Genomic DNA, 379 nt, shown 5'->3' with positions numbered 1-379 from the left:
CCCCCAGGCCCAAGTGGAGTAGACAGTACTACGTTTACGGGAACCTACACGATCCAGCAGTCTGATATAGATGCGGGAACGGTAAGGAACCAAGCGTTAGCTACGGGAACTTCCCCAGATGGTGAGGATGTAACGGATACCTCGGATGATCCAAACAACCCAGCAGATGAAGATCCAGATGGTGATGGTGACCCAGATGATCCGACCGATACGACGCTTCCTGACAATAGTGATATCTCCTTATTGAAGGAGTCTGTATTCAACGATGAGAATGGAGATGGGTTTGCCCAGTTGGGTGAGACGATCAGTTACAGTTTTACGGTGACCAATACGGGAGCCACTACGTTGAGCAACATAACGATTAGTGACCCATTGTTGG

General features: G+C 49.3%; 1 protein-coding gene. It reads left to right on the top strand.

Annotated features, from left to right (window positions below):
• Positions 1-379, top strand: a 379-nt coding sequence (locus IQ282_RS00180) for a DUF7507 domain-containing protein (RefSeq protein ID WP_228547165.1), incomplete at both ends; no start/stop codon positions are given.

The sequence above is a fragment of the Nonlabens antarcticus genome (genome assembly GCF_015356755.1).
GTDB lineage: Bacteria > Bacteroidota > Bacteroidia > Flavobacteriales > Flavobacteriaceae > Nonlabens > Nonlabens antarcticus.
This window is presented reverse-complemented; position numbering and strand designations above follow the sequence as displayed.